Origin of the sequence: Vibrio sp. M60_M70 (genome assembly GCF_037162085.1) — a bacterium.
GTDB lineage: Bacteria > Pseudomonadota > Gammaproteobacteria > Enterobacterales > Vibrionaceae > Vibrio > Vibrio diabolicus.
The window spans coordinates 896388-921005 of the sequence record NZ_JARLUL010000001.1; the positions used below are offsets into that span (position 1 = coordinate 896388).

Here is a 24618-nt window from a genome sequence, read left to right on the forward strand (position 1 = left end):
TCAAAAGTTTGGTAACTACGCAACTGTTTGCGTGCGTAATCACTTTGAAACCTTTTTGTGTTCTGCTTCTTTATTTTGAAGCTAGAAATAAAACACCCTGATATTACCAAAGGTAGGGCAGGGATCAACAAAAAAGCCCCTAAACGGGGCTTTTTTAAACTAAAAATTGATTTGAACACATATTATTGTTGGTTCTCTTTTTCGGTAAAGATACCTGCAAAGAGTGCTGTGCTTAGGTAACGCTCACCTGAACTTGGTAGAACGGTTACAATTGTTTTTCCTTCAAATTCAGGGAGTTCTGCAAGTCGGTTGGCTGCAACAACAGCCGCACCAGATGAGATACCAGCTAGGATACCTTCCTCTTCCATTAGGCGACGAGCCATCTCAATTGCTTCTTCTGAGGTGACTTGTTCAACGCGGTCAATAATGTCTAAATCGAGGTTACCTGGGATGAAACCAGCACCGATACCTTGGATTTTGTGCGGAGCAGGTTGGATTTCTTCGCCAGCAAGTGCTTGTGCAATAACTGGAGACTCTGCTGGCTCAACTGCGACAGAAGTGATGGCTTTACCTTTTTCACCTTTGATGTAACGGCTTGTACCTGTGATAGTACCGCCCGTACCAACACCAGCAACGAATACGTCGATTTCACCGTCTGTCGCTTCCCAAATCTCAGGGCCCGTAGTCTTCTCGTGGATTTCTGGGTTCGCTGGGTTGTCAAATTGTTGAAGAAGTAGGTACTTCTCAGGGTTGCTTGCTACGATTTCTTCTGCCTTAGCAATCGCCCCTTTCATGCCTTTCGCCGCTTCAGTCAGCTCAAGGTTAGCGCCCAGTGCTTTAAGTAGCTTACGGCGTTCTAGGCTCATTGATTCAGGCATGGTCAATGTTAGCTTGTAACCGCGAGCGGCCGCTACGAATGCTAGAGCAACACCTGTGTTACCACTGGTAGGTTCTACAAGCTCTACACCTGGCTTAAGAAGCCCCGCTTTTTCTGCTTCCCAAATCATGTTTGCACCGATACGGCACTTAACACTGAAGCTAGGGTTACGCGCTTCAATTTTCGCGAGAACTTTGCCTTTGCTTACTTTGTTTAGACGAACGATAGGTGTATTACCGATAGTAAGAGAGTTATCTTCGTAGATTTTGCTCATAGTGATGTTCCTTCATTACACGTTGTGTGAATATGGATAGAAGAATATGCGGTATGAAAAAAAGGGAAAAGGATTAAAAAGTTATATCTTATTAGGTTGGCCCAGAACTCGATAAAAGAAAAGGGAAAAGCTGGCGCTGATCCCTTTCCTTAATCTCTAGTCGACTATCGTTGGTGCTTAAACTCCGCGACCCACATAGCGGTTGCACCACATATTGCTACAGGCATGACAATGAGGTTCAAAATTGGGATCGTCGTAAACACAGACACCAATACCCCAAAGCCATAGGCCTTACCTTGCTTTTGTTTCAATTTGTAACGCATGTCGTTAAATGGGATTTTATGGTTATCAAACGGGTAGTCACAATATTGAATCGCGAGCATCCAGGCGGTAAAGATAAACCATAAAAATGGGCCTACTGTTTGTCCAAGGGCAGGGATGAGCAATAACAGGAATAGGCCTATTGCTTTAGGTAAGATGTAAAGCAGCTTTCTCCACTCACGAGCTAAAACGCGAGGAATATCTTTCAGGACGGCAGTGAAACCATCATCATTTACTTTTTGTCCCGTTAAGTACTCTTCCACTTTTTCAGCTAAGAGGCCATTGAATGGCGCGGCGATAAAGTTCGCGAGTGTGCTGAAAAAATAGGAGAAGGTAGCGAGTATTGTCAGAGCGAGTAAAGGCCAAAGAATGTAAGTTAACCAGGATAAAAACTCAGGCAGCTGCCCAATCCAGTCTTCGATCCATATATTAAGGTTTGAAAATAGATAGAAGATGGCACCACCCACAAGCAAGATATTTGCAAGTAGAGGTAAGATGACAAAGCGTCTGATTTTAGGGGCAAGTGCCAATTGTATCCCGTATAGAAAATAACCGAATCCGGTTCTCTGCTGATTGTTTTGCTTCATGTCTATTTTGGCTTCGTGTAAATGAAAACTCATTGTACCTGTGAGGGCTTTTCTTTCAATGCCCTGACAAATGACGTCTTGTTAAGTGGAATCGTGGCAAGAATCACAACAAAAAACGGAACTTCTTGCATTAAGTTGTTCTAAATCTACATATAGTTTTGGTAAAGTAAACGTATCATTCAGATTTATTGCACTTGGGTTGCTGCTCAAGGAACTGCGAGTAGTAAAAACAAGTATATTGAGAGTAAATAATGCAGGAATTGCGATTCGTACTCATTGTTGTTGGCGCATTAGCCATCGCGGCATTGCTGTTTCATGGTTTGTGGAGCAGTAAAAAAGAAGGCAAAGCAAAGTTTGGTAACAAGCCGCTTGGTAAGCTGGATGTTGACCAAGGGGACAAAAATGATCTTGTCGAGAAAGAACGAGACTTCGCTCCCGCTCCTGAAGATGACTTTGAGATCATTCGTAAAGATCGCAAAGAACCAGATTTTGGGATGGCGAGTTCTTTCGACAACAAATTTGAATCTGACCCGCTATTCGGTGGTCCATCTGAAGTAACACAGACACAGCAGGAGCCAGATGACATCCCTTCATTTGTTGCAGAAAAAGATAAAGAAGAGGACGTTGAGCCTGTTGTTCAAGCACCAGTAGCTGAAGAGCCACTCCAGTCTGCTGTGGAAGAAGAAGCTATTCCCGCCGCGTTTGATATTGCTGAGAAAGAACAGCAAGTCGAAACGGTTAGTGAGCCTGTCATTGCAGAGCCTAAGGAAGAGCCAAAGCCAGAACCTGAAATGCAAGTGATTGTATTGAATGTGCACTGTGCGGGTGAAGAGCCATTTGTTGGTACTGCTTTATTTGAAAGTATGCAACAAAACGGCTTAATTTATGGCGAGATGGATATTTTCCACCGTCATGTCGACTTGTCCGGTAACGGCAAAGTGTTGTTTAGCGTCGCTAATATGATGCACCCTGGTACGTTTGAGCATGCTGATCCTGCTGAGTTTACAACGAAGGGTATTTCATTCTTCATGACATTGCCTTGTTATGGCGAGGCTGAACAGAACTTCAACTTAATGCTCCGAACTGCGCAGCAAATTGCTGATGATTTAGGTGGCAACGTTCTTGATGACCAGCGTAACTTAATGACGCCAGACCGTTTAGCGTCTTATCGACGTCAAATAGTTGAGTTTAATGCCGCTAACGCATAATCTTAACAGCAAATAATAATAGGGCTCCGGATGGAGCCCTTTTTCTTGGATTTCCCAACCTCACCGATTGAAAATACACGGGGCTTTACTATGTCTGAATCAGTACTTCAGCGATTAGAAGAACTAAAAGAGTCGTTGCATTACCACGCTGTGCGTTACTACGTGGAAGATAACCCAGAGATCCCTGATGCCGAGTACGACCGTTTAATGCGAGAGCTCCTGGATATTGAAGCTGAGAACCCTGATTTAATTACCGTAGATTCACCAAGTCAACGTGTCGGTGGACAACCTCTCTCTGCGTTTAGCCAAGTGACACATGAAGTACCGATGCTTTCGCTTGATAATGCGTTTGATGACAGCGAACTTGATAGTTTCCATAAGCGAGCACAAGAGCGGGTGGGCAGTCAGAGTGTAAAAGAATACTGTTGTGAGCCGAAATTGGATGGACTCGCAGTTAGTTTACTGTATGAGAACGGAGTGTTAGTGCAGGCGGCAACACGAGGTGATGGCACTACCGGCGAGAACATCACAGAGAATGTTCGCACGATTAAAGCCATTCCTTTAAAACTCAGGGGTAATGACTGGCCAAATCGTCTTGAAGTTCGTGGTGAAGTCTTTATGCCGAAAGCTGGGTTTGAAAAGCTCAATGAATTAGCAAGGAAGAAAGGCGAAAAAATCTTTGTCAACCCACGTAACGCTGCGGCTGGTAGCTTACGACAATTGGATTCACGCATTACGGCTTCTCGTCCGCTTAGCTTCTATGCATACAGTGTGGGCGTGGTGCAAGGCGCTGAATTGGCGGCAAGTCACTACGAACGCTTCTTGCAAATTAAATCTTGGGGATTACCAATGTGCCCGGAGACCAAGCGAGTTGAAAGCTTGGCTGATGTAAAAGCTTACTACCAAGATATCTTGCAGCGTCGTGATGCCCTTCCTTATGAGATCGATGGTGTCGTCATTAAAATTGACGATATTGCCGTGCAAGAGCGTCTTGGATTTGTTGCTCGCGCTCCACGTTGGGCGATTGCCTACAAATTCCCGGCTCAGGAAGAAATGACGACGTTGAATGAGGTGGAATTCCAAGTCGGTCGTACTGGTGCGATTACACCTGTTGCTAAACTAGAGCCTGTATTTGTTGGCGGGGTAACGGTAAGTAATGCGACGCTTCATAACGCAGATGAGATAGAACGTCTGCAAGTTAAGATCGGTGATCACGTTGTGATTCGTCGAGCGGGTGACGTTATTCCTCAAGTCGTTTCTGTCATCAAAGAGCGTCGACCAGAAACAGCGCGAGATATTATTTTTCCAACTCAGTGTCCGGTTTGTGGCTCGCATGTTGAGCGGATCGAAGGAGAGGCGGTAACACGTTGCACGGGTGGCTTAGTTTGCCAAGCCCAACGTAAACAAGCGCTAAAACACTTTGTGTCTCGTAAAGCGTTAGACGTTGACGGTCTAGGCGATAAAGTGATCGAGCAACTTGTTGATCGTGAGATGGTAAAAAACCCTGCTGACTTATTTAAGTTATCTGCGGGGATTTTAACGGTATTAGATCGCATGGGGCCAAAGTCTGCGCAGAATATTGTGAATGCGTTAGAAAAATCCAAAGAAACAACGTTACCTCGCTTTTTGTATTCGCTTGGGATTCGTGAAGTTGGCGAGGCAACCGCCGCAAACCTAGCAATGCACTTTAAAACGTTGGAAGCCATCCAAAATGCTAACGAAGAGCAGTTAATTGAAGTGCAAGACATCGGTGCTGTGGTTGCTCAACATATTACGACTTTCTTCAGTGAAGAGCAGAACCAAGCAGTGGTTAAAGATTTGCTTGAACAAGGGATCCACTGGCCAGAGATTAATACTACTGAGCAGGTAGGAGAGCTACCGTTAGAAGGTAAGACAGTTGTATTGACAGGAACACTTTCTCAATTAGGTCGCACAGAGGCTAAAGAAGCCCTCCAATCCCTAGGTGCAAAAGTGACAGGTAGTGTTTCTAAGAAAACGGATATTTTGTTTGCTGGTGAAAATGCAGGTTCGAAATTGGCAAAGGCACAAGAACTGGGTATCGAGATCAAAACAGAACAAGACTTACTCGAGTTGATGAATTAAGTCTCATCAAAAAAGCTAAAAAATAACTAAAGGCCCGACATGGTAAGCATGTCGGGCTTTTTTTTGCCCATAATTAAGTGCTTTTTTATTGAGTTTTTTTATGCTTTTTATCTTTTCAGTGATCAAGATCTCCCATTGAATTATTAAGGTTTTTTACTTCTTTAGTCTGCGAGTGACTTCAAGTTGGAGTTCTAGGGTGTGATTTAAATTATTGATATTTAATGTTTAACTGTCTTTTTGTGTTGGTGTTGTTAAAAGTAAGATCTGGATCAACAACTTATATGGAACTTTGGACTGGCTCATATTTTTTTAGAAAAAAATAAGTTCCGTTTGGATGTTTTTAGCTGCGAAGTTAGTCTTAATCACGTGGATACACGGTGTGTATGCAGGAACTAAAAAAAGCCAAATTAGAAATAATGAGGTTTGATCAGGAATTTACTTCTCTCCTTCGGCGGCCAACTAAAGGTGAGATAGAAAAATACAGCTATATCCATTTTTAGGAGTTTTTCCATGGACAAATTTTTTAAGGTTTCAGCGTTAACCGCAGCAATGTTTGGTGTTGTTGCTGTTGCTCCAGCTACAGCGTCTACTGAAAGTGCAGCAGGTGGCGAGTACGTAGAGAAAGTGAACGAATTTATGCAAGACTCTAGTCTTAATGCATTATTTCTAGTTGATACTCGTTCTCGTACTCGTACAACAGGTAAGCCTGGCGGTGAAAACGGTGACCGTTGGAGTCGTCTAAACTACTCTTCTTACAACGCAATTTTAGACTTTACTTCTGGCTACCATGATGGTTGGGTTGGTGCAGATGTTGCGGCTTACTATTCTGGCGACCTTTACAACGATAGCCTTTACAATTCAAACGAAGGCTACCTATGTAACGAAATTTCAACTTGTAACAACCTAGACTGGGGTGCAGGTGATGGTCAACAGCTTAAAGTTTACAAAGCAGCACTGAAGTTCAAAGCAAACGAAAGCTTCAACGCGCGCTTTGGTATGCTACAAGCGGGTGGTAACGGTACTATTGGTAACGTTTGGAGTTTCGTACCTGGTACTTACCGTGGTTTCGAACTGAACGCTAAACTAGGTGATTTCAACCTAAGCTACTTTGGTGCAGACCAATTTACAGCACCTTGGCTACTTCACGAAGATGACTACGCGCCAGCGCTTTGGTCTGACACTTCATGGAGCTACCTACACTCTCTAGGCCTAAACGGTAACCTAACTGACAGCTTGTTTATGCAACTTGGTTTGGGTCAAGCGACTGGCGTTCAATATGCAAATGGTATCGACTGGGGTGCAGGTCAAGTAACTAGCTACCACAACGAAACGGACAACACTTCTTACAAGGCTTACTTGAAGTACACTGTGAGTGACCGTACAACTCTAGCATTTGATTTCTACGGTGTTGACGATGATGTGAAATACGATGGTCTAGGTTTCCACACTGGTCTATCTTTGAATCAATCTTTCGGCAAGCTAGCTTGGATGTCTGAGCTACGCTACACAGACACAGACAACCGTGCTGACTTCGTTCCACGTACAATTCATACTTACGGTATGAACAACGGTACTTGGTCTCAGTGGTGGGATGCACTGTCTGACTGGAACAAAGCGGGTGAGCTAGCGTGGTACAACCGTCTATCTTACAACCAAGGTAACGGCTGGAACTACTACCTAGGCTTTGGTTACGGTACTGGAGCTGATTCTGCAGCAAGCGGTGCATCAGGTGACTGGGATTACGAAAGTGAATACGCAGTTAACGCGACAGTATCTTACTCTCTACAGAGTGGTGCACTGAAAGGTTCTACGATCCGTCTACACGGTACAATCCTAGAGCGTGATGAGTACGCTGGTGCTGGTGATGCGGATGAAACAGACCTACGTCTACAAGTTCTTATCCCTTACAGCTTCCACTAATACTTAGTGAGATGATAAAAAGGAGCCGCTAGGCTCCTTTTTTTATTTTACTTCTCGACCATCATATATTTTGCAATATAACGGCGGTAGCATATGCACGTTACCGTTTGGTAACTCACACTTTATCTCTGGGGCTAGCGTACGGCCACCTGAAGCACCATTAGCATGAGTAGTTAATGGAGCTAGGGCAAAACATGCTAACAATAGACCAGCTAAAAATTTCATAATCATCACCTTAATGTAGACATTGAATATCTACTTGCTTGGATAAATAATGACTTTACTGAAAAGTAAGGTATCAATAGTTTCTTAATATTGAACTAACTACTGACTTCTATATTAGTTCCATTCCCCGCCTCTAAATCGACACATTTCACTTGGAATATTAGTGACATCACCACTGGGCAATTTACATTCGACTATCGGTCCTAAATTAGTTGTACCACCATTTCCGTTGGTGTAGGCAAAGGAAGAAAAAGAAAAGATACCGCATAACATTAAAAAGAGAAGTTTCTTCATAGTACATCCTCTTACTTACCAAATAAAAAGCATTCAACTTAAATGCTTATGCGTTAAGTATGTATGGGGGAGCAAAAAGATCAAAAAATAATTCAATAAAGTTTTATTTTTTAAAATAAATTTAGAAAGATAATTTATATCGATATATTTCTATCTTATTGATTATCGTATGATGAAGAATTAAATAATTGGAAGAAGAGGGTAGGATATTAATAATATTTCTGCTACTTATTTTTTGTTCGATTTTAATTAAATCAATGAAATGAAAGCGGTTGTTTAGATTAAAGTAATGGAGCATAGTTATGCCCCATTACTTTGGCATAAATTACTTAGAATCAGGCTCAATGATTAAAATAATACCATCGATATCTTTTATTTTAACGCGCGTTCCTGCTGGAAGTGCTTGATCCGACTGTGCCGACCACGTGGTATCGGCAACCTTGATACGATTGAGCCCAACAGAAAAGTCCTCTTCAATGGTAAGTGTGCGTCCGATTAACTGCTTATACTTTTGGTTCAGATCTCTTTCTTGGTCTTCTTTTTTGTCTTGAGACCATTGTCGTCGCCACCATAACCAAGTGGTGATTAAGCTGAAACTTGCAAAGCAAAGCCATTGTAATTGCCAGCTCATTGGCAAAACGGTCATTAGTGCCCCAACGATAAGTGCAGAAACTCCGAGCCAGAGAAAATATCCCGCAGTCCCAAGTAGCTCTACCGCTAGAAGTGCAAAACCGAAGGCTAGCCAATGCCAGAAAGAGATGCCTTCTAGCAAACTGAAAAAGTCCATAAGTTATTCTTTATCTTGTTGTTTAAACATCTCTGCTATCCCTGCAACCGAGCCCATTAGTCCGGTCGCTTCTAATGGAAGCATAATGATTTTGCCGTTTTCGGCTTGACCAATACTTTTGATCGCTTCGGTATAGCCCTGAGCAATGAAGTAATTGACGGCTTGCATATCGCCTTTGGCAATCGCTTCAGAAACCATATAAGTCGCTTTTGCTTCTGCCTGCGCGGCGCGTTCTCGAGCTTCAGCATGGAGAATAGCAGACTGCTTTTCGCCCTCAGCTTTTAATATCTCCGATTGCTTATGACCTTCAGCCTTTAAAATTTCAGCTTGGCGTACCCCTTCTGCTTCGAGAATCTCCGCTCGTTTATTTCGCTCGGCTTTCATTTGAGCATTCATCGCCGCCGTTAGATCGGATGGTGGCTGGACATCTTTTATTTCAATTCGCGTGACTTTTACACCCCACGGGTTGGTGGCTTGGTCAACAATTGCCAGCAGCTTGGAGTTGATCATGTCACGCTGACTCAGCATTTCGTCCAACTCCATTGAGCCTAAAACGGTACGGATATTGGTGAGAGTTAAATTTCTAATGGCATGTTCCAAATCGTTGACTTCATAAGCCGCTTTGGCAGCATCGATGACTTGAACAAATCCGACCGCATCAATAACCACGTTAGCGTTGTCTTTTGAAATAACTTCTTGCGCTGGAATATCAAGAACGCGCTCCATCATGTTGACTTTTTGCCCTATCTTATCAACAAATGGGATGATCAAGTTTAAGCCGGGTTTTAGCGTATGCGTGTAGCGTCCGAAGCGTTCGACTGTCCAGTTATTTCCTTGTGGCACCGTCTTAATGGCTGAAGATAAGATAACTACAGCAAGAGCGACGAAAATACCGATGGTAATCAGTGAATCAATTGGCATTGGTTATTCCCTTAAGTGCATAATGTCCGATTCATTTTTACCTATTTATAGACAATAGACAATTGAAGTTCTGAGAACCTTAAGAGGTTATTGGTTTTTTATATAACAAAGGCCGGAATATCCGGCCTTTAGTTGAAGTTTCGCTTTTCAGCGAGTTAGTACAGAATCGAATACAGCTGACGGCGATATTTGCTTGCTAATGCGTTGCCTTGACCTAGCGCGCTGAGAATATCCATAAAAGTCTTCTTCACTTCACCGTCTTGGGCGCCCAAGTCTTTTTTAAGAATATTCCACAGCAGTTCCAGCGCTTCTTCATCACGACCCACTTGGTTGTACTGTACCGCCAATTCACAAGCAAGTTCGAAATTTGCCATGTCTGCTGCGTATGTTTGTTCTAGTCGTTGTAACTCAGGGCTATCTGCAGCCTGCAAATGCAGCTCGAGCTTGGCTATTAGACTCTTGTAGTAGTTATCTTGATACTCAAGAGGGATAGCGTTCAGTAGCTCTTGGGCGACATCAAATTGTTTGGTTTCTAATAAACAATCAGCCATCGCGAGTTTCACATCGCCACGCTCTTGCAGTTCTGGCGGCAAAGTGTGGATGATGCTTAAAGCCTGAGCATGTTCACCTTGCTGAAGAAGTTCACTTACTTGCTTTAATAGCTGTTCATCTGGGCTTGGCAAATGCTTTTGTAGCATGGTTGCAATGGCATCAATTGGCTGAGGGCCACCCAATCCATCGACGGCTTGACCATTTATAAACAGCGCGATAGTTGGCAATACTTGCACACCAAATTGAGACGCTAGAGCCGGCTGATCTTCACAATTTAATAAAGCAAGCGTAAATGCACCGTTGTACTGTTGAGCAAGAGATTGCAACTCAGGGAGTATCTGTGCGCTTTCTGGTTGAGCATTGGCCCAAAAGTGGATCAGAACGGGCGTGTTCATTGATCCTTCAAGAGTTTCGCGAAAGTTCTGTTCTGTTATCTCAACGATAAATGGGGATTGCATCAGAGTATCCTTGCTTTGTGTCTTGTCGTTGATAATAGATATGGAGTTGATTTAAGGGAAAATCAAGCGATGGTTGCTAATCGTCATCAATAATGAATCATTCTATTTTGTGAAAGGATGCGGTAAGAGAATAGTGTTACTGCTGAATAGGTGTAAGGCAAAAAGAAAACGCTGCCGAAGCAGCGCAGTTCTAATGCTATTTGTTAGTGCGGTATCAAAATAGGATGAACATGGTCAACACTACACCCACACTAAGCCAGTTAAGCTGATTTAATGTCATTGTTGCCTCGCAGTAGTATAAACATTGCTACAAAACGTAATGGGTGGCGATACCAAATCTAAGCAACTCATTCACTTTAGGCTGAATAGTGCTCACTGAATTGCGTAGAAATTGATTCGTTTGTTTGAGGTTTTTTTAACCTACATGCTCATAATGACATCACATTGTTACGATGAAATTACATTGTGACAAAACTTTTTTATGCAGCTTGTCGCAAAATTTTATCAAGCACACGGGTTGGTAATAACCTTTTCAAGATTGCGAATAATTTAGTCGGCGTAGTAATTCGATAGCGAATTTTAGGTGACGCGCTAGTTAATGCATGAAGAACAGGTGCGACGCAGGAGTCTGCAGGTAAAACAAATCGATTATTAGATTTGTCGTTGTTGAGTCGCTCTCTTTGTCCTTCATAGGCGAGGCGGTGAGGGCTGGATTCAATATCAATCCACTTCTCGAAGGCTTTTAATGCATTGTTTCTAAATTGAGTTTCGATAGGCCCAGGTTCTATCAATGCCACTTTGATATTCGTATCCGCAAGCTCTAGCCGTAGTGTGTCAGTCCAGCCTTCTAGGGCAAACTTTGACGCATTGTAGGCGCCGCGGTATTTCATTGCAGCAAAGCCAAGAACAGAACTGTTTTGTATTATCCGTCCTTCGCCTTGTATGCGCATGTGAGGAAGCACTTCTCTGACTAACTGGTGCCAACCAAAAAAGTTGGTCTGAAATTGAGCTTGAAGAGCCTCGGTGGGCAAGTCTTCCAATGCACCGGGCTGGCCATAGGCACCATTATTGAACACGGCATAAAGCTTACCCTCTGCTAGCTCTAATGCTTGCTTCACGCCCGAAGAAATACTTTCAGGGCTGTTTAGGTCTAGCTTGATGCAGGTTAGCCCTTTATTAATTAGACGTTGGACATCTTGCTCTTTCCTACAAGATGCTATGACATGAAATCCCTCGTTTTGCAGGGCGTGAGCGCACACGTAACCGATACCGGTTGAGCAACCCGTAATAAGAATCGACTTTTTCATAAACTAAGCCTCAAGAAACATTGAATGAGGTGATCATTCATCAGCTCCGGTCATGAAGCAAGTGCTTGAGTGCTGGCTCTATTCTGGAGTAGCTAAATTTGAAGCCAAGTTCGGTGAGCTTTTTGGGTTTGGCTCTCATGCTATCGAACAATAAGCAGGAAGATTCACCCATTAGGAGTTCCATTGCCCATTTAGGCGTGAACAAGATATGTGGTCGTTTGAGCGTTTTTGCCAACGTGCCGCTAAAGATACGGTTAGTCACAGGGTGAGGTGCGCACATATTGAACGCACCGTGGGCATGTGGTGTTTCAAGCAAGTACATGATGGCGCGGACCATATCCAGAATGTGAATCCAAGGCATGTACTGGTTACCGTTCCCGAGCGGGCCGCCTACGCCAAGTTTGTAAGGTAAGAGCATTTTCGCCAAAGCCCCGCCATTAAGGCCGAGTACTACGCCAGTTCGCAATAGACAAACACGTGTTTGTTCAGACTCTGCGCGTTTGGCTATTTGCTCCCACTTTGCGCAAACCTCGTGAGGAAAGTCTTCACTGTTAACATGCAGGCACTCATCAAACGGGTGGTCTTGTTGATCGCCATAGTAACCAACGGCCGAGCCACTAACAAAAACAGCGGGAGGTTCTGTGCTGGCGTGGATCAGCTCAACGATTTGTTCGGTAATTTTCCAGCGACTTTTGCAGATTTTTTCTTTCTGCTCGCTGGTCCATCTTTTATCTGCGATAGGCTCACCCGCAAGATTAATTATGGCATCAATGTGATTGAGATCGGCGAATGACTCAAGCGAGTCAAGGTATTCGATATTACCCAAATCAGCGTGTTGGAGGCGTTGTTTTGCTTGCTCCGGAGAGCGTGTAAGTAGCATAACTTGGTGAGTGGATAGCAGCTTGAGCAACTCCGAACCAATAAACCCAGTGCCACCTGTGAGTAATATCTTCATGTTATCTCTTTGAATGTACACGTATTAGAACATTATAGTCGTTTTGTGCTGAGCTTGATCATCTCAAGACTATTATTTCTAGGATAGTGGCAAGCCTGTAGCGAGGCTACTGACTTCACATATTGAAAAAATGTAACTAAATGTTATGCATGGCGCTAATTCGTTCACGGTAGGAGAACTAAATCTATGCCAGACTAAAAACATCGCTACCGGAACAAGCGTAATCAGTTTGCACCATCAAGGAGGATAGGTATGGAAGCATTTGTTGCTCTTTTTCGAGCGCTCCTTAATAGTGCTCGCGATCTGCTACCCATCGTTGTTGTTATCACTTTTTTTCAATTAGTTGTTTTGCAAGAGCCACTTCCTAATCTCATCTCCATTCTTTTTGGCTTATTGCTTGTGGTTTTAGGGTTAACGTTTTTTATTTTTGGTCTAGAGCTTGGTCTTTTTCCTATCGGAGAGAGTATGGCTCAAGCCTTTGCAAAAAAAGGCAGCGTATTCTGGTTGTTAGTTTTTGCGTTTTGTCTAGGCTTTGGTACCACGATCGCCGAGCCTGCATTAACGGCCGTAGCAGAAGAAGCATCAGAAGTTGCGGCAGAAGGCGGGATGATCCCAAACTCAGAGCAATCGATGCAGGATTATGGACAAGGGCTACGAGTAACGGTGGCTCTTTCTGTGGGAATCGCCATTGTTATTGGCGTTCTGCGCATCTTAAAAGGGTGGCCAATTCATTACATGATCATCGGCGGCTACGTCGGCGTTGTAGTCCTGACGTGGTTTGCACCGGAAGCCATTATTGGCGTTGCTTATGATTCTGGAGGTGTGACGACGTCGACTATCACCGTGCCTTTGGTCACTGCACTAGGGGTTGGTTTAGCATCGGCGATTAAAGGGCGCAACCCCATGGTGGATGGTTTTGGTTTGATCGCTTTTGCCTCGCTGCTACCGATGATGTTTGTGATGGTTTACGGAATGGTCGTAACATGATTTCAATTGAACATTTCCTAGACACTTTATTATCGACCGTTCGAGATGTCATTCCCATCGCCAGCATTATTTTTTGTTTTCAGTTAGCGGTGTTAAGGCGTCCAGTTAACAACCTTAAAAAGGTTTTGCTTGGGTTTGTTTATGTGATTCTTGGGCTTGCTCTTTTTTTGCTCGGATTAGAAATGGCTCTGTTTCCGCTCGGAGAGACCATGGCCGTGCAACTGACAGCGCCGGAATTTTTACAAGAGTTTAAAGTCTCTGTGGGAAAAGCCTTAGTGTGGGTCGACTACTATTGGGTGTATACCTTCGCCTTTTTTATCGGTTTTAGTACCACGATTGCTGAGCCTTCTCTAATCGCTGTAGCGATAAAAGCAAACCAAGTTTCTGGTGGCAGTATCAGTATTAACGGCTTACGCGTGGCTGTTGCATTTGGGGTGGCCATTGGCATCGCGCTAGGGAGCTATCGGATTGTTGTCGGTGACCCTATTCACTATTACATCATTGCGGGTTACATCGTGGTTGTGATTCAAACGTTTTATGCGCCAAAGCTTATTGTTCCACTCGCCTACGATTCTGGAGGCGTCACGACTTCTACTGTCACTGTTCCGCTTGTAACCGCATTAGGGCTGGGGCTTGCTTCTACCGTCCCAGGAAGAAACCCAATGATTGATGGCTTTGGCTTGATCGCTTTTGCCAGTCTGTTTCCTATGATCTCTGTGATGGGCTATGCGCAAATAACCCAATGGCTGAATAAAGATGTCTCGGAGGACGAAGAAAATGCGCTTTAAATTGATACTTGCGTTTGTTGAAGATAGCAAAACAGACAAGGTACTGGACGCTGCTCGCGAAGCTGGCGCGACTGGTGCGACGGTGATTAATAACGCTCGTGGACAAGGTTTAAATCAAAAGCGAACGTTTTTTGGCTTAACGCTGGAAGTACAAAAAGATGTGCTGCTGTTTGTCGTAGAGGAGCACCTTTCTCGACACATATTAGAAACCATCAATGAAGTTGGTGAGTTCGACCGAGAGTCGGGGCAGGGCATTGCTATTCAGATCGATATTGAGGATGCAGTCGGTGTCGCGCATCAAGTAGAGACGTTGACCAAAGTGGTCGAGGATGAGTTATGAGCAGTCAAACGATAATTAGAGTTCGAGATGTAATGGCGGCTACTTATGTCATGGTTGATGGGCTAATGACAGTTTATGAAGGCATAACGTTGGCTAAAAAATACCAAGTCAAAGCGCTGGTGGTGAAAAAGCGAGATGACAACGATGAATATGGCATCGTCTTGATGAATGATATCGCCAAAAAGGTGCTGGCGAATAATCGCTCTCCACAGCGCACGAATATTTATGAGATCATGACCAAGCCCGCTTTGTGTGTCGACCCTGATATGAATGTGAAATATTGTGCGCGCCTATTTGAACGATTTGGCATTAGCCGAGCTCCGGTCATTGAAGATGGGGAGGTCATTGGCATGGTGAGTTATAACAATATTGTCATCAATGGCATGGTGCGAGAAGAAGTGTAATAGGTTGATATAAATGAAAAATCAACGCATTTTTTCTCAAGTCAGCGACTGTTACAAAGAACTAAAATATTTAATATATGTTAGGTTGCATATGTGTTAATTCACCATTATTCTTTGCGCCCTAAGTCTATTGTCGAGGAATTTGTATCATGCCTTTAGTCTCTTGCCCTGTGTGTGAGAAACAAATCTCAAAGCGCGCTCACGCATGTCCAGGATGCGGAGAGCCAGACCCGCTGCACCACCTAGCTAAGTCAAAATTTATGTCGATGGTGTTTTGGATACTGGTGTTGGTTGGAACTGCGTATGCCGCATGGTTCTATATTTTGCCTATGGTCATTGAATCATTGCGTTATCAGTAGTCGTTGGTTGAGCTGTCATAAAAATGCCGTAGAATGACCTCGTACTTTGTGAGGAGACGATGTCGTGAAACTATTTTTTGCCTCAGATCTGCATGGCTCTTTGCCAGCAACTAAAGAAACTATTGAGCTATTTTTAGCCTCTGGTGCGGAGCACCTGATTTTGTTGGGGGATACGCTAAACCACGGGCCAAGAAACCCGATTCCAGAAGGTTACAACCCACCGCAGGTGGCGGAGCTACTGAACCAATACAGTGATCAAATTATTTCTGTGCGTGGTAACTGCGATAGTGAAGTGGACCAAATGCTATTGAAGTTTCCAATGATGATGGATTACTCGTGGGTGCTACTTGAATCTGGTAAGAGAATCTTTTTGACTCATGGTCACTTGTACAACTCTGAAAAACGGCCGCCACTGCGTGAAGGTGATATCATCGCCCACGGTCATACGCATGTTCCTGTCGCAGAGATGCAAGATGGGGTCATTATTTTTAACCCAGGCTCGATGACATTTCCACGTAATGGTTTACCAAGAAGCTTTGGTACTTTAGAAGACAATACGCTAACGGTAAAAACGCCAGAAGGCGAAGTCTTAGCACAAACCATGATTTAACGCTTTCACTAAGTAAAAATATAGGGAGCGAATTGCTCCCTATTTTGTGTCTGAATGTCCTAAATCGCGTTCTGGGTCGATAATGTCTCTTACGCGCTGTTTTAGCACCTTTGCTTCAGGAAAGCCGCTGTCTTTTTTCCGTTCCCAAATTTGCTGGCCATTACAGAAAATTTCGAAGCGACCACCCGTATCTGGGTGTAAGCTGATCGTTTCTATTTCTTCGCTAAAAGTATGCAGTAGTTCTTGCGATAGCCAAGTTGAACGCAACATCCAGTTGCATTGGCGGCAGTAATAAATATCAATGATCGCTTTATCCATGAAACTTTCCTTTTAATCGGTTTAAACTAGCAACTTGATGCCCACGGCAAACGTGAGAATTTCGAATGCAATTTTAATCACTCGGTTGCTGTATCGAGTCGCGGCCCATGCGCCTAAACTGCCGCCTAGAAAAGAGCTTAACAGTAAAATAGGCAGCCAAGCCCAATGTATCGGAGCGCCAGCTTGGACGACGGCAATGCCTCCAATGCCATTCCAAAACAGGCCGACACAAATCATGGTGTAAGCAACGGCTTGTTTATAGTTATACCCAAACCAGCGAACTAAAAATAGTGTCACGAGTAAACCAGAACCTGCGGTCAGCGACCCGTTGATGATACCGATGAGCATTAGTCCGACACCGCCGATGACCCCACCGATTGGGTGACGGTTACGTATTATTTCTTCTTGGCCTAATGATTTCTTAAACCGTGAATAGATGCCGAGCGCGAGAATCATGCTCCCTAGCATTTTTTCCGCCATACCATCAGGTATTTGGACAATTAGGTTTGCCCCTAAGACTACGCCAATGCTGCCAGAGACTATAAGGTAGAGCGCGACCTTCCACTTAATTGTGCCTGCTTTTAAATGTGTGCTTGCTGCCCCTAAGCCTAAAGCGACGGAAGCCACTTTATGTGTCCCTAGCGCAACCGAGAATGGCAAGCCGAGAAAGATGAGCAAAGGGAATTGAAGTAAGCCTGCACCGCCGCCAGAAAGCGAAGCCAGAGTATTGGCGATAAGTGAGCCGAAAAAGAGGGTGAGGGTATCTAGCCAATCCATAAGCAAAATAAAGGGGGCGTCTTGCCCCCTTATCATCAAATCAAAGTTAGTTTTTAAACAGCACCGAAGAACCGTGGTTCAAGCTAGTGAGCAATAGCGTTTTTTCGTTCACGACATCAATACGGCGACTTTGCTCAGCATCAAGCTTAAAGATTTGAGTGATCAAACGTAGCTGTGCTTCGGAGAAGTCTTTTGATTGAGAAGATGAAATATCTTTAAACTCAGAAGGCGAAACCAACAAATAGTTGTCACTGACTTCCCAGCGCCCTTTTTCCGAGATATTAATCGTGGATTCTGCCGTTGAACCTTGAGCGAATAGTTTGATATTTGCTACGCGAATATAGTCCCCATTAGGGAGATATTTCACATTTGATTCAACATTAACACGACGCAGTGGGCCGACAGGATCGTCAGGCAAGCTGTCTGTAATGACCGTCACCATGGTTGACTGCCACTCATTGGCAGTGAGGACCTGTTCCACTTTTAGGTCGCTACCCCAATATAACCAACCACTGAAAAGAACGGATACGGCCAAAACCGCAGATGCTAATTTTATCTTCATTCTGGCCTCCTTATTTACAGATATCGGTTGGGTCATTTTGACCAGCGAAAATACGCAATGTCACGTTCTCATATGAATGTTGACTGTCATGAATGTAGTTCAGAATCAGCTGATTGTTCTGGCCACCTGTAGCAATCACTTCTACCGGCATTGAATCTTCTGCATGGTATTTTACGTAGCGTTCAATGCACTGCTCAATGGACGGCAACCAACTATTGATTTGCGGGTGGTTCACTGGCGTCATCACAGGTACATTTTGATACTCACCAATCTGACGGAATTGGGATTCTGCAGGATTGGTGAATAGCAATACACAAATAGGAAGCAGCAGAGACAAAAGAACGATCATACGCGGCAGCCAGTTATTAGTGTTAGCTGCTGGTTTTGGCTGTGCCTTAGGTAGTTCTACTTGAGGCTCTACTTCAGTCGTGGTGTCTGTCGCCGCTTCTGTTGACGGCGCGTCACTTGTTTCTATTTCAGCAGCGTGCACTTCATTTTCAGAAGTGGCTTCTTCAACGTCAGTATTAGAGTCCGCAGATAATGGGCTTAAGCGTTCCACTGAACAAATGAGTTGATAACCGCGTTTAGGAACCGTTTTAACAAACTCTGGAGATTTTGTTGAGTCCTTCAACATCTTACGCAGAGTAGAGATCGCTTGAGTCAGGCTTGAGTCATCCACCTCAAAACCTTGCTCACGCCAAACAAACTCGTGAAGCTCGTTACGGGTTAAAACTTCGTTTGGTCTCTCTGCCAACATCAGAAGTATACGGCTTTCGTTGCTTCCTAATCGTACAACGTCGTTGCCGTTTTGTTGGTCAGCGAGCGAATTACTATTTGGATCAAAGGTGAACCTTTGAGCAAGTAGAAATTTGGTGCCGATGTTAGTCATTTAGTTCTTCTTAGATGGATGATGTTGTAATTATAGTGATTTATGTCACAAAACTACCGAAGCGCATGGAGTGCGCACGACATTTTAGATGCTTTTAGGCTGGTAGGATAATTAAATTTTTCTAAAAAAACACCGTTTTTAGCAATATTGACCTTGAATTTACATTTGTCAGCCACATGTTAAATGACATCTCAGTAAGGTAATTTCAAGGGGAAAGTCACAAACTTATCTCCATGAAAAAACCAATTAGTTTAGATGTTATGGAGCACACATGAGCGAAACCGTATCTCAAAACAAAGAAACTCGTGGTTTTCAATCAGAAGTAAAACAACTACTGCATTTAATGATCCATTCTCTTTATTCAAATAAAGAGATCTTTTTGCGCGAGCTGATTTCTAACGCATCAGATGCATCGGACAAGCTGCGCTTCCAAGCGCTATCTAACCCAGACTTATATGAAGGTAATGCAGACCTTTGCGTGAAACTGTCGTTTGATGAAAGCGCAAATACCTTAACCATTTCTGATAACGGTATCGGTATGAGCCGCGATGATGTGATCGAGCACTTAGGTACGATCGCAAAATCCGGGACCGCGGAGTTTTTCTCAAAGCTGTCTGAAGAGCAGAGCAAAGACTCTCAGCTTATTGGTCAGTTTGGTGTTGGTTTCTACTCGGCGTTTATCGTTGCTGATGCCGTCACCGTACGCACTCGTGCTGCGGGCCTAGCCGCTGATGAAGCAGTACAATGGCACTCAGCCGGTGAAGGTGAGTACACCATCGAAAACATCACTAAAGAATCGCGTGGTACTGACATCATTCTTCATATGCGTGAAGAAGGTAAAGAATTCCTAAATGAATGGCGTCTACGTGATGTGATCAGCAAGTACTCGGATCACATTGGCATCCCAGTTTCCATCCAAACTGTTGTTCGCGATGACGAAGGCAAAGAAACGGATGAGAAGAAGTGGGAGCAAATCAACAAAGCTCAAGCTCTGTGGACGCGTAATAAATCGGATATCTCAGATGAAGAGTATCAAGAGTTCTACAAGCACGTATCACATGACTTTGCCGATCCATTGGTTTGGAGCCATAACCGTGTAGAAGGTAAAAACGATTACACGAGCTTGCTTTACATCCCATCTAAAGCGCCATGGGATATGATGAACCGCGACCACAAATCAGGTTTGAAACTGTACGTACAACGCGTGTTCATTATGGACGATGCAGAGCAGTTCATGCCGTCTTACCTACGTTTTGTACGTGGTTTAATAGACTCCAATGATCTGCCACTCAACGTATCGCGTGAGATCTTACAAGACAACAAAGTGACTCAGTCTCTACGTAATGCTTGTACTAAGCGTGTGCTAACGATGCTAGAGCGCATGGCTAAGAATGATGAAGAGAAATACCAATCATTCTGGAAAGAGTTTGGCCTTGTGATGAAAGAGGGTCCGGCAGAAGACTTCGCAAACAAAGAGAAAGTTGCAGGCCTATTGCGCTTTGCTTCAACTGAAGTGGATTCTGCGGAGCAAACCGTGGGTCTAGCTGCTTACGTTGAGCGCATGAAAGAAGGTCAAGATAAAATCTACTACTTGACGGCAGACAGCTATGCAGCTGCGAAAAACAGCCCTCACTTAGAGCAGTTCAAAGCGAAAGGCATTGAAGTTATCTTGATGTACGACCGCATTGATGAGTGGCTGATGAACTACTTAACTGAGTTTGACGGCAAGCAGTTCCAGTCAATCACAAAAGCTGGGCTCGATCTAAGTCAGTTTGAAGATGAAGCAGAAAAAGAGAAGCAGAAAGAAACTGAAGAAGAGTTTAAGTCGGTTGTAGAACGCACGAAGTCTTACCTAGGCGATCGTGTGAAAGAAGTTCGTACGACCTTTAAACTCGCGTCTACACCTGCTGTTGTGGTAACGGACGATTACGAAATGGGCACTCAAATGGCGAAGCTTCTTGCAGCGGCGGGTCAGGCAGTGCCAGAAGTGAAGTACATCTTTGAGCTAAACCCTGAGCACGAGCTGGTTAAGCGCATGGCTGACGAAGCGGATGAAGAGGCATTTGGTCGTTGGGTAGAAGTCCTGCTTGGTCAAGCAATGCTTGCAGAGCGAGGCTCAATTGAGGACCCAACGGAGTTCTTAGGAGCTGTTAATAAACTTTTGACTAAGGTGTAATAACCTCAGTACATCAAAAAGCTCGCATTTCGCGAGCTTTTTGTTTGTTGTCGCAAAATTTTGCATCTCAGGTGTTGAGTTAATAATCAATAGGGCGTGAAAGAGGGTATCGTTAACATTCTTTAGTCTTAATACACTCTTTGCGCGGCGAACCTGTGATAGAATCTGCGACTTGAATGTGAGTAATAAGGCGTGTATTTTTGCTCGCCTATATACGTTATACCGAAACTTATCGTTGCGAGTGCTTCTCGGGTTTGATGTCTAAGAAGCCCAGCTATTGTGAGCTTCGGTATAAATCTTAAATATTAAAGAGGATAAATCATGCGCATCATTCTTCTAGGTGCTCCAGGTGCAGGTAAAGGCACACAAGCAAACTTCATCATGGAAAAATACGGTATTCCACAAATCTCTACTGGTGATATGCTTCGTGCTGCTATCAAAGCAGGTACAGAGCTTGGTAAACAAGCTAAAGCTGTTATCGACGCTGGTCAGCTAGTTTCTGATGAAATCATCCTTGGTCTTATCAAAGAGCGCATCGCTCAAGAAGACTGTGCAAACGGTTTCCTACTAGATGGTTTCCCACGTACTATCCCTCAAGCTGACGGCCTAAAAGAAATGGGCGTAGACGTAGACTACGTTATCGAATTTGACGTTGCAGACGATGTGATTGTTGAGCGTATGGCTGGTCGTCGTGCTCACCTTCCTTCTGGTCGTACTTACCACGTTGTTTACAACCCACCTAAAGTGGAAGGTAAAGATGACGTAACTGGTGAAGATCTTGTTGTTCGTGATGACGACAAAGAAGAAACAGTACGTGCACGTCTAGGTGTTTACCACGAGCAAACTGCACCACTAATCAACTACTACGGTAAAGAAGCTGAAGCAGGCAACACTAAGTACCTTAAGTTTGATGGTACTAAGCAAGTAGCTGAAGTTAGTGCAGATATCGAGAAAGCACTTTCTTAATTTGCTGAAGTCAAAAATTTAATATTTTGATATATTGAAAGCGACCCAAGTGGTCGCTTTTTTTAGTTTACTCGTAAACATATATCTAAATAACTTCAAGCTGCAGCGATGCAGCACTTTGAGGCTATTTAAGTATATGAACCAAGCCGTTTACCATGAATAGGATGTTATGAAAGAGAATAATAAACAGGGTGTACTCCTCGTGAACCTGGGTACTCCTGACGCACCAACCGCTCCTGCCGTAAAGCGCTTTTTAAGTCAGTTTCTTCATGATCACCGAGTGGTAGACATGACTCGATGGCTTTGGTGTCCGCTATTGCACGGCGTTATCCTTCCAATCCGAGCTCCCAAGGTTGCTAAACTCTACCAATCAGTTTGGATGGAAAAGGGCTCGCCACTGATGGTGTACTCTAAGCGTCAAACAGAAAAGTTGGCTCAAAAGCTTGATATGCCAGTCGAACTTGGCATGACTTATGGAAATCCAAGTTTGCAATCAGGTTTTGAAGCGCTGTTGGCTCAAGGGGTAGGGGAAGTCATCGTTTTACCTTTGTATCCGCAATACTCGGGCACAACAACGGCAGCGGTTTCTGACGGAATCACTAAAGCGTTTAAAAACCTGCCCGTGATACCGAGCTTTAGCTTTATTCGGGATTACTACAATCACCCGAAATACATTGAAGCGTTAGCGCATTCAGTTCGTGAACATTGGCAAGAGTATGGTAAGGGAGACTACTTGCTATGTTCTTATCACGGTATTCCAAAACGTTACGCTGATAATGGAGATGTTTACCCTCAGCACTGTGAAGAAACGACTCGCTTACTCGCTGAAGCGTTAGGGTTAAACGAGCAACAGATAGGTATGACGTATCAGTCTCGATTTGGCCGAGAAGAGTGGTTACAGCCCTATACCGATAAAACCCTAGAGGCACTTCCTGAAAAAGGGGTAAAAAATATCAATGTAGTGACACCAGCATTCTCTTCGGATTGTTTAGAAACGTTGGAAGAGATCTCGGAAGAGTGTAAAGAGATTTTCCTTGAAGCAGGTGGTGAAAGCTTTACCTACATTCCTTGTTTGAACGATAGTGAGCTTCATATAGAAATGATGGCTGAGTTAGTTCACTCTAAGCTTTAGGTACAAAAAGGGTCGCAAAAGCGACCCTTTCATTTTTTGTAGAGCGATTAAGCGACTTGTACTTGCTGCTCTTCTACTTGTTCTGCTGTGCTGTGAGTATTCTCTGCACCATGCATCCAGCGAACGAGCGTATTCGAGAACAGAAGTAGGATGACACCACTCACGGTAGCACTGACTGCAATGCCACTAAAGATAGCCATTGCGCCCAATTCTCCTACGTGAGATCCCACATAGCCCGCAACGTAGTTTGCAATCGCATTGCAGCCAAACCATGCACCCATCATGAGTGAAGCTAAGCGAAGCGGTGCTAACTTGGTCACCAGTGAAAGACCAATTGGAGATAAGCACAGTTCGCCCAATGTATGGAAGAAGAAAGCACCCACCAGCCACAACATTGATGTTTTTACCGTTGTGTCTCCACCTTGTTCTAGCACAGCGCCAACCATACATAGGAAGCCAATTGCCAAGAAAAATAGTGCCATTGCAAATTTCACTGGCGACGTAGGTTCGCGTTTACCCAGTTTTACCCAAAGGACCGCTAGAACCGGTGCTAGGGTAATAATGAAAAATGGGTTTAGCGATTGGAACCACGCAGCAGGTACTTCAAAGCCACCAATCATACGATCAGTATATTGTTGAGTGTAGATGTTCATCAGGCCACCGGCCTGCTCAAAGCCAGCCCAGAAGACGATAGTGAATAAGCTCATGACCAAAATTACTTTTAGTCGGTTTACTTCTTCTTTCGTTAAGGGTTGCTTCGTGGTTGAGTTTTTGTTGCTTAGATCTCGTTTTGCTGCGGGCTCGCGACCGATGTCACCAAGCCAAGACTGAGCTAGCACCATTTGCATCACTAGGCTAATAATCATACCTACACCTGCGGCCACAAAACCAGCTTTCCAACCGTACGAGGTTGTCACAGAGCCAGAAACGACGCCGGCAAGTAACGCACCTAAGTTGATACCCATATAAAAGATAGTGAATGCGCCGTCACGACGGTTGTCACCCTCTTTATATAAATCGCCAACCATGGTTGAGATATTCGGCTTAAAGAGGCCGTTACCAGTGATAAGCAGACCAAGACCTAAATAGAAACTGTGTAGCGAACCAATACCCAGAGCGTCAGCAGGAAGTGCGAGTGTAAACTGGCCGATAGCCATTAACGCGCCACCAAGCAAAATTGAACGGCGTTGACCTAGATAGTTATCCGCTAAGTAACCTCCGATGAGAGGTGTGATATACACAAGACCAGTATAAATACCGTATAGGTCTAGTGCGTCTTTGGTTGACCAGCCAAGGCCGCCATTCATCGTTGTATCTGTAAGGTAAAGTACTAGAATGGCGCGCATTGCGTAGTAAGAAAAGCGTTCCCACAGTTCAGTACCGAACAATAAGAACAAGCCACGAGGATGGCCGAAATATTGATGTTGGTTTGACATAAGCTCTTCTAATAATAGTTATTACATTTTTTAACGACTTCTACGTATACATTGCAATTTAATGAGTGACAAACAATAAAATTTT

25 protein-coding genes are annotated in these 24618 nt (G+C 44.0%); 12 read left to right on the forward strand and 13 right to left on the reverse strand.

Going from position 1 to position 24618, the window contains the following annotated elements; translation table 11 throughout:
* Positions 1-182 precede the first annotated feature (182 nt).
* Positions 183-1151, reverse strand: coding sequence for a cysteine synthase A (cysK, locus tag P4S59_RS04270; protein WP_225461904.1), 969 nt, complete (start codon positions 1149-1151; stop codon positions 183-185).
* Positions 1152-1315: 164 nt separating this feature from the next.
* A complete protein-coding gene (cysZ, locus tag P4S59_RS04275) occupies positions 1316-2059 on the reverse strand; it encodes a sulfate transporter CysZ (RefSeq protein ID WP_134648072.1) in 744 nt (247 codons plus the stop codon).
* Positions 2060-2310: 251 nt separating this feature from the next.
* Here cysZ and zipA point away from each other — a divergent pair, with 251 nt between their 5' ends.
* From zipA to P4S59_RS04290, 3 genes are all read left to right on the forward strand, one after another.
* Positions 2311-3267: a cell division protein ZipA gene (zipA, locus tag P4S59_RS04280; RefSeq protein ID WP_337168008.1), complete on the forward strand. Its 957-nt coding sequence runs from the start codon at positions 2311-2313 to the stop codon at positions 3265-3267.
* Positions 3268-3357: 90 nt separating this feature from the next.
* Positions 3358-5370 carry an NAD-dependent DNA ligase LigA gene (gene ligA / locus P4S59_RS04285; RefSeq protein WP_248381602.1) on the forward strand — a complete coding sequence of 671 codons (2013 nt, stop codon included), beginning with the start codon at positions 3358-3360 and terminating at the stop codon, positions 5368-5370.
* A 510-nt stretch (positions 5371-5880) separates the two neighbouring features.
* On the forward strand, positions 5881-7290 hold the full coding sequence (locus P4S59_RS04290) for a hypothetical protein (RefSeq protein ID WP_006742721.1): 1410 nt from the start codon (positions 5881-5883) through the stop codon (positions 7288-7290).
* A gap of 339 nt (positions 7291-7629) precedes the next feature.
* Here P4S59_RS04290 and P4S59_RS04295 read toward each other — a convergent pair whose 3' ends face one another.
* The 6 genes from P4S59_RS04295 to P4S59_RS04320 form a co-directional block, all read right to left on the reverse strand.
* Positions 7630-7809 (reverse strand): hypothetical protein, encoded by a 180-nt coding sequence (locus tag P4S59_RS04295; protein ID WP_074191004.1) that lies wholly within the window; start codon positions 7807-7809, stop codon positions 7630-7632.
* Positions 7810-8134: 325 nt separating this feature from the next.
* The gene (locus tag P4S59_RS04300) at positions 8135-8596 is read right to left on the reverse strand and encodes an NfeD family protein (protein WP_053807089.1); all 462 of its coding nucleotides are present in this window, start codon (positions 8594-8596) and stop codon (positions 8135-8137) included.
* A gap of 3 nt (positions 8597-8599) precedes the next feature.
* The gene (locus P4S59_RS04305) at positions 8600-9517 is read right to left on the reverse strand and encodes an SPFH domain-containing protein (protein WP_337168009.1); all 918 of its coding nucleotides are present in this window, start codon (positions 9515-9517) and stop codon (positions 8600-8602) included.
* Positions 9518-9672: 155 nt separating this feature from the next.
* Positions 9673-10527, reverse strand: coding sequence for a co-chaperone YbbN (locus P4S59_RS04310; protein ID WP_150918277.1), 855 nt, complete (start codon positions 10525-10527; stop codon positions 9673-9675).
* A 479-nt stretch (positions 10528-11006) separates the two neighbouring features.
* Positions 11007-11834, reverse strand: coding sequence for an SDR family oxidoreductase (locus P4S59_RS04315; RefSeq protein ID WP_337168010.1), 828 nt, complete (start codon positions 11832-11834; stop codon positions 11007-11009).
* 40 nt (positions 11835-11874) lie between these two features.
* A complete protein-coding gene (locus P4S59_RS04320; RefSeq protein ID WP_337168011.1) occupies positions 11875-12789 on the reverse strand; it encodes a TIGR01777 family oxidoreductase in 915 nt (304 codons plus the stop codon).
* A 252-nt stretch (positions 12790-13041) separates the two neighbouring features.
* Here P4S59_RS04320 and P4S59_RS04325 point away from each other — a divergent pair, with 252 nt between their 5' ends.
* The 6 genes from P4S59_RS04325 (at position 13042) to yfcE (ending at position 16277) form a co-directional block, all read left to right on the forward strand.
* A complete protein-coding gene (locus P4S59_RS04325) occupies positions 13042-13776 on the forward strand; it encodes a DUF1538 domain-containing protein (protein WP_005393081.1) in 735 nt (244 codons plus the stop codon).
* The gene (locus P4S59_RS04330) at positions 13773-14564 is read left to right on the forward strand and encodes a DUF1538 domain-containing protein (protein WP_337168012.1); all 792 of its coding nucleotides are present in this window, start codon (positions 13773-13775) and stop codon (positions 14562-14564) included. The genes P4S59_RS04325 and P4S59_RS04330 overlap by 4 nt, the downstream gene beginning before the upstream one ends.
* Positions 14554-14904 carry a P-II family nitrogen regulator gene (locus P4S59_RS04335; protein ID WP_005393077.1) on the forward strand — a complete coding sequence of 117 codons (351 nt, stop codon included), beginning with the start codon at positions 14554-14556 and terminating at the stop codon, positions 14902-14904. The genes P4S59_RS04330 and P4S59_RS04335 overlap by 11 nt, the downstream gene beginning before the upstream one ends.
* A complete protein-coding gene (locus P4S59_RS04340) occupies positions 14901-15308 on the forward strand; it encodes a CBS domain-containing protein (protein WP_005393075.1) in 408 nt (135 codons plus the stop codon). Before P4S59_RS04335 ends, P4S59_RS04340 begins: the two co-directional genes overlap by 4 nt.
* Before the next feature lie 149 nt (positions 15309-15457).
* A complete protein-coding gene (locus P4S59_RS04345) occupies positions 15458-15667 on the forward strand; it encodes a hypothetical protein (protein ID WP_005393073.1) in 210 nt (69 codons plus the stop codon).
* 64 nt (positions 15668-15731) lie between these two features.
* On the forward strand, positions 15732-16277 hold the full coding sequence (gene yfcE, locus P4S59_RS04350; RefSeq protein ID WP_104974381.1) for a phosphodiesterase: 546 nt from the start codon (positions 15732-15734) through the stop codon (positions 16275-16277).
* Between the two features lie 39 nt (positions 16278-16316).
* Here the strand turns inward: yfcE and P4S59_RS04355 are convergent, their stop codons facing one another.
* From P4S59_RS04355 to P4S59_RS04370, 4 genes are read right to left on the reverse strand one after another with little or no spacing between them, the layout of a single operon-like run.
* Complete coding sequence (locus P4S59_RS04355) at positions 16317-16595, reverse strand: SelT/SelW/SelH family protein (protein ID WP_005382088.1); 279 nt, start codon at positions 16593-16595, stop codon at positions 16317-16319.
* 21 nt (positions 16596-16616) lie between these two features.
* Entirely contained in the window at positions 16617-17372 is a 756-nt protein-coding gene (locus tag P4S59_RS04360) for a sulfite exporter TauE/SafE family protein (RefSeq protein ID WP_048626125.1), read from the reverse strand.
* A 46-nt stretch (positions 17373-17418) separates the two neighbouring features.
* Entirely contained in the window at positions 17419-17934 is a 516-nt protein-coding gene (gene toxS / locus P4S59_RS04365) for a transmembrane regulator ToxS (protein ID WP_005393067.1), read from the reverse strand.
* A 10-nt stretch (positions 17935-17944) separates the two neighbouring features.
* The gene (locus P4S59_RS04370; protein WP_046874266.1) at positions 17945-18823 is read right to left on the reverse strand and encodes a transcriptional regulator; all 879 of its coding nucleotides are present in this window, start codon (positions 18821-18823) and stop codon (positions 17945-17947) included.
* 271 nt (positions 18824-19094) lie between these two features.
* Here P4S59_RS04370 and htpG point away from each other — a divergent pair, with 271 nt between their 5' ends.
* From htpG to hemH, 3 genes are all read left to right on the forward strand, one after another.
* Positions 19095-20999 (forward strand): molecular chaperone HtpG, encoded by a 1905-nt coding sequence (gene htpG / locus P4S59_RS04375; RefSeq protein ID WP_005393063.1) that lies wholly within the window; start codon positions 19095-19097, stop codon positions 20997-20999.
* Positions 21000-21320: 321 nt separating this feature from the next.
* A complete protein-coding gene (gene adk / locus P4S59_RS04380) occupies positions 21321-21965 on the forward strand; it encodes an adenylate kinase (RefSeq protein ID WP_005393061.1) in 645 nt (214 codons plus the stop codon).
* 169 nt (positions 21966-22134) lie between these two features.
* Positions 22135-23097 (forward strand): ferrochelatase, encoded by a 963-nt coding sequence (gene hemH, locus P4S59_RS04385; RefSeq protein ID WP_337168013.1) that lies wholly within the window; start codon positions 22135-22137, stop codon positions 23095-23097.
* Between the two features lie 47 nt (positions 23098-23144).
* Here hemH and P4S59_RS04390 read toward each other — a convergent pair whose 3' ends face one another.
* Complete coding sequence (locus tag P4S59_RS04390; protein ID WP_005393058.1) at positions 23145-24533, reverse strand: peptide MFS transporter; 1389 nt, start codon at positions 24531-24533, stop codon at positions 23145-23147.
* Positions 24534-24618 lie beyond the last annotated feature (85 nt).

Excerpts from the sequence above, each read along its gene's own strand:
- P4S59_RS04295 (WP_074191004.1), bottom strand. The coding sequence starts at position 7,809 with ATGAAGAAACTTCTCTTTTTAATGTTATGCGGTATCTTTTCTTTTTCT.
- zipA (WP_337168008.1), top strand. The coding sequence starts at position 2,311 with ATGCAGGAATTGCGATTCGTACTCATTGTTGTTGGCGCATTAGCCATC.
- P4S59_RS04320 (WP_337168011.1), bottom strand. The coding sequence starts at position 12,789 with ATGAAGATATTACTCACAGGTGGCACTGGGTTTATTGGTTCGGAGTTG.
- P4S59_RS04355 (WP_005382088.1), bottom strand. The coding sequence starts at position 16,595 with ATGGATAAAGCGATCATTGATATTTATTACTGCCGCCAATGCAACTGG.
- P4S59_RS04345 (WP_005393073.1), top strand. The coding sequence starts at position 15,458 with ATGCCTTTAGTCTCTTGCCCTGTGTGTGAGAAACAAATCTCAAAGCGC.
- P4S59_RS04325 (WP_005393081.1), top strand. The coding sequence starts at position 13,042 with ATGGAAGCATTTGTTGCTCTTTTTCGAGCGCTCCTTAATAGTGCTCGC.
- P4S59_RS04330 (WP_337168012.1), top strand. The coding sequence starts at position 13,773 with ATGATTTCAATTGAACATTTCCTAGACACTTTATTATCGACCGTTCGA.
- toxS (WP_005393067.1), bottom strand. The coding sequence starts at position 17,934 with ATGAAGATAAAATTAGCATCTGCGGTTTTGGCCGTATCCGTTCTTTTC.
- adk (WP_005393061.1), top strand. The coding sequence starts at position 21,321 with ATGCGCATCATTCTTCTAGGTGCTCCAGGTGCAGGTAAAGGCACACAA.
- P4S59_RS04290 (WP_006742721.1), top strand. The coding sequence starts at position 5,881 with ATGGACAAATTTTTTAAGGTTTCAGCGTTAACCGCAGCAATGTTTGGT.
- htpG (WP_005393063.1), top strand. The coding sequence starts at position 19,095 with ATGAGCGAAACCGTATCTCAAAACAAAGAAACTCGTGGTTTTCAATCA.
- cysZ (WP_134648072.1), bottom strand. The coding sequence starts at position 2,059 with ATGAAGCAAAACAATCAGCAGAGAACCGGATTCGGTTATTTTCTATAC.
- P4S59_RS04310 (WP_150918277.1), bottom strand. The coding sequence starts at position 10,527 with ATGCAATCCCCATTTATCGTTGAGATAACAGAACAGAACTTTCGCGAA.
- P4S59_RS04335 (WP_005393077.1), top strand. The coding sequence starts at position 14,554 with ATGCGCTTTAAATTGATACTTGCGTTTGTTGAAGATAGCAAAACAGAC.
- P4S59_RS04360 (WP_048626125.1), bottom strand. The coding sequence starts at position 17,372 with ATGGATTGGCTAGATACCCTCACCCTCTTTTTCGGCTCACTTATCGCC.
- ligA (WP_248381602.1), top strand. The coding sequence starts at position 3,358 with ATGTCTGAATCAGTACTTCAGCGATTAGAAGAACTAAAAGAGTCGTTG.
- hemH (WP_337168013.1), top strand. The coding sequence starts at position 22,135 with ATGAAAGAGAATAATAAACAGGGTGTACTCCTCGTGAACCTGGGTACT.
- P4S59_RS04340 (WP_005393075.1), top strand. The coding sequence starts at position 14,901 with ATGAGCAGTCAAACGATAATTAGAGTTCGAGATGTAATGGCGGCTACT.
- P4S59_RS04305 (WP_337168009.1), bottom strand. The coding sequence starts at position 9,517 with ATGCCAATTGATTCACTGATTACCATCGGTATTTTCGTCGCTCTTGCT.
- cysK (WP_225461904.1), bottom strand. The coding sequence starts at position 1,151 with ATGAGCAAAATCTACGAAGATAACTCTCTTACTATCGGTAATACACCT.
- P4S59_RS04370 (WP_046874266.1), bottom strand. The coding sequence starts at position 18,823 with ATGACTAACATCGGCACCAAATTTCTACTTGCTCAAAGGTTCACCTTT.
- P4S59_RS04300 (WP_053807089.1), bottom strand. The coding sequence starts at position 8,596 with ATGGACTTTTTCAGTTTGCTAGAAGGCATCTCTTTCTGGCATTGGCTA.
- P4S59_RS04390 (WP_005393058.1), bottom strand. The coding sequence starts at position 24,533 with ATGTCAAACCAACATCAATATTTCGGCCATCCTCGTGGCTTGTTCTTA.
- P4S59_RS04315 (WP_337168010.1), bottom strand. The coding sequence starts at position 11,834 with ATGAAAAAGTCGATTCTTATTACGGGTTGCTCAACCGGTATCGGTTAC.